At 43.1% G+C, this 5,614-nt stretch carries 6 protein-coding genes and 1 pseudogene; 5 read left to right on the top strand and 2 right to left on the bottom strand.

The features are described 5' to 3' along the window. Positions 1-486: DUF4158 domain-containing protein (locus tag ACU01J_RS21410; RefSeq protein WP_481087431.1), on the bottom strand; the 486-nt coding region annotated here is incomplete at its 3' end. A 190-nt stretch (positions 487-676) separates the two neighbouring features. Here ACU01J_RS21410 and ACU01J_RS21405 point away from each other — a divergent pair. Further along, positions 677-1,336, top strand: a complete 660-nt coding sequence (locus ACU01J_RS21405) for a recombinase family protein (protein WP_481087385.1) — start codon at positions 677-679, stop codon at positions 1,334-1,336. A 470-nt stretch (positions 1,337-1,806) separates the two neighbouring features. Here ACU01J_RS21405 and ACU01J_RS21400 read toward each other — a convergent pair whose 3' ends face one another. Further along, the gene (locus ACU01J_RS21400) at positions 1,807-2,430 is read right to left on the bottom strand and encodes a recombinase family protein (protein ID WP_481087430.1); all 624 of its coding nucleotides are present in this window, start codon (positions 2,428-2,430) and stop codon (positions 1,807-1,809) included. A 127-nt stretch (positions 2,431-2,557) separates the two neighbouring features. Here ACU01J_RS21400 and ACU01J_RS21395 point away from each other — a divergent pair. The 4 genes and pseudogenes from ACU01J_RS21395 to tnpC form a co-directional block, all read left to right on the top strand. Beyond that, positions 2,558-3,424 (top strand): annotated as a pseudogene (locus ACU01J_RS21395) (ParA family protein); the annotation flags it as partial. Between the two features lie 80 nt (positions 3,425-3,504). Continuing rightward, the gene (gene tnpA / locus ACU01J_RS21390) at positions 3,505-3,822 is read left to right on the top strand and encodes an IS66 family insertion sequence element accessory protein TnpA (RefSeq protein WP_038228469.1); all 318 of its coding nucleotides are present in this window, start codon (positions 3,505-3,507) and stop codon (positions 3,820-3,822) included. Next, positions 3,819-4,172, top strand: coding sequence for an IS66 family insertion sequence element accessory protein TnpB (tnpB, locus tag ACU01J_RS21385; protein WP_038228471.1), 354 nt, complete (start codon positions 3,819-3,821; stop codon positions 4,170-4,172). The genes tnpA and tnpB overlap by 4 nt, the downstream gene beginning before the upstream one ends. 59 nt (positions 4,173-4,231) lie before the next feature. Beyond that, positions 4,232-5,614: IS66 family transposase (gene tnpC / locus ACU01J_RS21380; protein WP_481087393.1), on the top strand; the 1,383-nt coding region annotated here is incomplete at its 3' end.

Below are 5,614 nucleotides of genomic sequence, written 5' to 3'. Positions count from 1 at the left end.
GGCTAAGCCAATGCGTTTTTGGCCAAAGAAGGCTAAGCATTCATCAAAAATATACTTGGGATAGGTGCAAATCGTTGCCACATCTTGTAGACGTTCTAGCAGCGATTTTTCATCTACCTTAGAGAATCGAGTAAATCCAAGGATTTCGTACATCTTCAATATCAATGTTGCTCGAGTACTTTTGGCAATGAGCGGGTATTTGGGTTTTCTGGTTGGAAAGTAAGTCGCGTAAAGGTAATCGACGTCTTGCTTAACATCTCGCAATCTGAACTTCGGTACGACTGGCTTAGCTCGGAAGTACCCAATAAGAAGCAGTAAGTAGATTCGAGTTTCAACCTTCCCCAAGTTTGATAGCACCTTCTCTATACGAGGATCTACCGAAAAATACTCTTCCCGCTCACTTTGGTTAAAGACGGGGCGTGAATACAGATCATGAACCTCTTGATCTGTCAGAATTTGAATTCGGCTTGGCTTAACAGTTTGCATCGTTCCCTTTTTCATATCAGCCCAAGTAGGAGGACATCATACTAGAGGTCGGATTGGACAATCGATGTTTTATGTGAAACTTAAGTATACCTATACGTCATGCCATAAAATTGACATCAAAACCTCTTTTGTCATAACCTATTTGTCACACACAATAAGATCATTACTTAACTGTCACTTTGAGAGAATTATGTACATCTTTGGTTACTTAAGAGCATCAACCTCTGATCAGAATGCAAAACGAGCGCAAAGGGCATTACAGGAGTTTGTACAGCAAAAAGGCTTCCGTATAGCAGGCTGGTATATTGAGAATGAATCGGGAGCTTCATTGCAAAGACCTGAACTTCTGCGATTGCTTGATGATACAGCTATAGGCGATGCAATCATCATTGAGCAAATTGATAGGCTCTCTCGCCTTGATGAAGAAAGTTGGTTCAAATTAAAAGAAATGTTGAACCAAAAGGAACTCAAGGTTATCAGTCTAGATTTACCGACCAGTCACATTGCCTTCTCCCCTCAAATTACGGATGAATTTACAAGATCGATGATCAAAGCAATCAATAGCATGATGATGGATATGTTAGCCGCTATCGCGAGAAAAGATTACCAAGACCGTCGCCGCCGGCAAGCTGAAGGGATCAGGAAGGCTCAAGAAGAGGGAAAGTATCGTGGAAGACAAGCTGACCTCCAGCTTCACGAAAAAATCTATCAGTTAAGAGTTATCAACGGGTTAAGTATTAGTGATACCGCGAAATTGACGAATGTGTCCACTAGAACGGTAATTCGAGTAGCAAAGAAGCTAAAAAATGAACGCTTAGATGTCCAAAACAAAGGAGCTTGCTCGCTTTAAGCTGTACTAGCTCAGGCTTGAACTGACAGAACCGCTTTTTTAGGACTATACTTTTCTGATGTGCTTAACTTCAACATCACTTGAACCAATAAGATGTCCATATTGCCAAGTAGAATTTTCAATCTACACGGACGGTTTTTTTGATTTCCGAGTCAGCAATGTAGGCATTACCAGCATTTACACAACTAGATGCCCTTGTTGCAAAAATGGTATTAAGCTTCAATGCCCTAATGGAGCAATCATATCCAACTTCCCTCCCAGTAATGCTGCTAAAGCTGAACTATGGCATTGATAGCTCAAGTACGCATTACTGGATTTATATTACGGGCAGCGTTTGTAAAGCGATTCTTTCTCCTAGCATGTACGACGCGACTGCGCCGACAATGAGCCACTCAGTCGCCTACCTTTTCCTTCACGTAAGCAAATTATCCCCCTCAACATAAATCTACCACCTAATTAGATACCAAAGTTTACAGATTTGGGGGCTTTTTCACAGACCTTAATAAATAAAGGGCTGGCGGCTTACATTGGACTTTTCGCTGAAATGGGCGCAACTCCCCTTTATGTGATTGATTGCGAGCTGTGGGTTGGCGACCTTTGTACTTACCCGCTTTTTTAGCTCGTGCAATGCCTTCTAACTGCCGTTCGTACCTTAAACTGGTTTCAAACTCTGCAAAAACACCCAACATATCAAAAAAGGCTTTTCCTGATGCGTTACTTGTATCGATGGGTTGGCTGGTTGCTTTGAGATGAATGCCCTCCTTTTTGAGTTTTTTAACCAAATGTTGTAGGTCGTATAGACTTCTCGATAGGCGATCTATACGTGTCACCACAAGTGTGTCACCTTCCCTCATGTAATCCAGACATGCTTCTAATTGGTCACGGCCTTCTGATTTGCTACCACTCTTTTTTTCTGAATATATCTTCTTGCAGTTTGCTGCTTTTAGGGCTTCGAGTTGTGTTGAGAGATCTTGTTCGATGCTTGATACACGAGCGTAACCAACGAGCGCCATATTAATACCTTTAGGATCTAGATTATCTGATATATAGCTATCATAAATGTTTTTTTTAGTGTATGTGGTAGTAAAAAACACTAGGATTAAAGTGCTATCACACGGGTATATCAAAGATATTATCTTTATCGCTTTAGTCCTCTTATTTTTAATGGACAACTCAAAAATTAAAGGATAATCTATTTATGATTTCTACTTGGAGGCTAGGATGGATACCCAACAGACCACTTTACACTTTCAATCACTAAAGCAAGGTGCTGATGCTTATATCAAGCGTCGAAATCAACGCTTACTAGCGAACCATCGCAAAGAGTTACGTAACTTTACCCGTGCAGAAGCATCTGCTTACTTAAGCATCGATGCTAAGACGCTGGATAAATATGTCAAAGCCGCTGAAATTGATCCTCGTCGGCATGAAGATTCTCAATGGTCAATTGATATTACGGAAATGTATCAAGTACGTGATTTGTTGCCAGAAGCATTACGTAGAGAACCAAAGTTTGTACGCAATATGCATCAATCTGCACAAGTTGTTGTTATTCAAAATCAGAAAGGTGGGGTGGGTAAAACGGTATCCGCTGCGACTATTGCGTCAGGTTTATCGATAGAGTTCCATCAAGAATACCGTGTAGGCTTAATTGATATGGATGGTCAAGCTACACTATCTATGTACTATGCTCCTGAAGCAGACCAAGAAGGTAATCTGTCTGTTGGTGATCTTATTATGCGCAATTTTGATTTGGATGATGGAGAGACGTTTGAACAAGCTGTATCTGACGCATTTCTAGAAACTACTATTCCCAATTTACGAGTTCTGCCAGCAGCGCAAAGTGACCGAGCCATCGAAGGTTGGTTCCATGAGCAAGTATTTAATCAAAAATTGTTATCTCCCTACTCTCTTTTAGCTGAGATTATTGATGTTGTAAAAAACGATTTTGATATCATTATCATTGATACGCCACCTTCGTTGGGCTACGCGACCTATAATGCCTACTTTGCTGCAACCAGTGTAGTGTTCCCTTTATCTATTACTGAAAATGATATCGATGCAACTTGTTCATACTTTAGTTATATCGTAAGCGCGTCATAAACCCCGCATTCTAATCGTTTTGCGCGAGTAATAAGATCAGGTCTTCAACCACAAGGAGATTTGAAATGGCAATTCGACGCACAAACCAAGAATGGGAAACTCTTCTCGAACGCTATGAGCACAGCAACATCACTCAACGTGCTTTCTGTGAACAGCACGGACTGAGCTTATCGACGTTCTTCGCAAAACGCCGTCAACTTCAGTCGACAACTCAATCAGCGCCTGTCGGATTTGTTAGAGCAGAAGTCGTCGAAAAGACAACCAAGTATCAAGCTCAAATAGCAACGGCTAACATGACACTGCTCGTCAATGATGTTGAGCTGAGTATTCCACAAGGCACGCCAGCCACTTATCTAGCAGAACTCATCGGTGCGCTATCATGAAACGTATGCTCAGCGCTCCAGAGATTTATCTGTATCGTGAGAGTGTCGATTTTAGAAAGTCGATCAATGGTCTTGCTGCGATTATCGAAAGTGACACCGATTTACCTCTAGCAAGCGGCGCACTGTTCCTGTTCACCAATAAACAGCGCGACAAAATCAAAGTCTTGTACTGGGATAAAACAGGCTTTGCTCTTTGGTACAAACGCCTCGAAAAAGCCAAATATAAGTGGCCTACAAAAGAGAAAAATGAGGTGTTTAGCCTGACTCAATTCGAGCTTGATAGACTACTTTCTGGCTTCACGATTATCGGCCACAAACCCGTTCGAATAAACGATTTCACAATGACTTAAACGATAATAAAGCCTTATCCACCAAGCGTTAGCGGCATGATTTTAGTATAATAAGTGCCATGAAAAAGACGCCAAATATCAACCCAGAAAGTCAAGATGTTGCTGAGCTACAAGCGATGGTGAAAGCACTGATGTCGGAGAAAACTGAGTGGAAGCAAGAGCGTCAATCTCTACTTGAACAACTCAAGCTTGCCTTTGACCGCCAGTTCGCTAAACGCTCGGAGGCGTTAAAGCCTTACGATGAATCTCAAGGTGACCTCTTCAATGAAGTGGAATGTGAAGCCGCTAAGGAAGAAGAGGTTGAGGTCACGACGACCACCACAACGAAGAAACGCGGTAAGCGTAAGCCTCTTCCAAAAACCTTGCCTCGTGAGGTTATCGAACTCGATTTAGACGACCATGAAAAACAGTGCGCATGCTGCAAACATAGTCTGCATAAAATCGGTGAAGACCGCAGTGAAAAGCTAGAGTTCTCGCCAGCGGTACTCAAAGTGCTGGAGTATGTTCGTCCTAAATATGCTTGTCGTCAGTGTGAGCAAACTAAAGACAAAAGCCACATCGTTCAAAAGCCAGCGCCGCAAAGTATTATCCCTAAAAGCTTCGCGACAGAAAGCTTGCTGGCCAATATCATTCTTGGCAAATACCAATACGCGATGCCACTGTATCGCCAAGAGTCACTGTTTACCCAGTCGGGTATCGAGCTGTCACGAACTACTATGGCAAGGTGGATTATCCAAGTCAGTGAGAAGTTCGCACCGCTTTATGCGGCCTTGAAAACGCACCTACTCGAGCAAGTGGTGGTTCAGGCGGATGAAACACCACTCAATGTCCTCAAGGAAGATAAGCAATGCTACATGTGGCTCTACTGCTCAGGCGCAGACTCGCCAGATGCCGCACTTCCTAACGTGAAAAATATCGCCTTGTATGACTATCAAAATAGTCGCGCGAGGGCGTGCCCTGTTGCCTTCTTGGGGGATTACAGTGGTTATCTTCAAACCGATGGCTATGGTGCTTATGATGGGCTTCACCAAGTGACCAATGTTGGCTGCTTGGCACATGCACGTCGCAAGTTCATGGATGCTAAGAAGCTTCAAGGTAAAGGCAAGTCAGGCAAAGCAGATAAAGCGCTGGCCAAAATCCAGAAGCTCTATGGCATAGAATCCCGCTTAAAAGGTGCGTCTGTCGAGACACGAAAAGCAGAACGCCAACAGCACGCCAAGCCAATACTGGATGAGTTGTACGAATGGATGACGACTCAACAAGTGATAGAGTCTAGCCCGTTGGGTAAAGCGATAAAATACACGCTCGGCCAATGGCCGAAGCTCATCCGCTATATCGATGACGGTCACTTATCGATAGACAATAACCGTGCTGAACGTGCAATTAAACCGCTGGTCATTGGCAGGAAGAACTGGTTGTTCTCGAACACACCAAATGGTGCT

This window comes from Vibrio sp. 2433-A1 (assembly GCF_056726085.1).
Note: the sequence above shows the minus strand (reverse complement) of the source record. Positions and strands in the feature narration are given on the sequence as shown.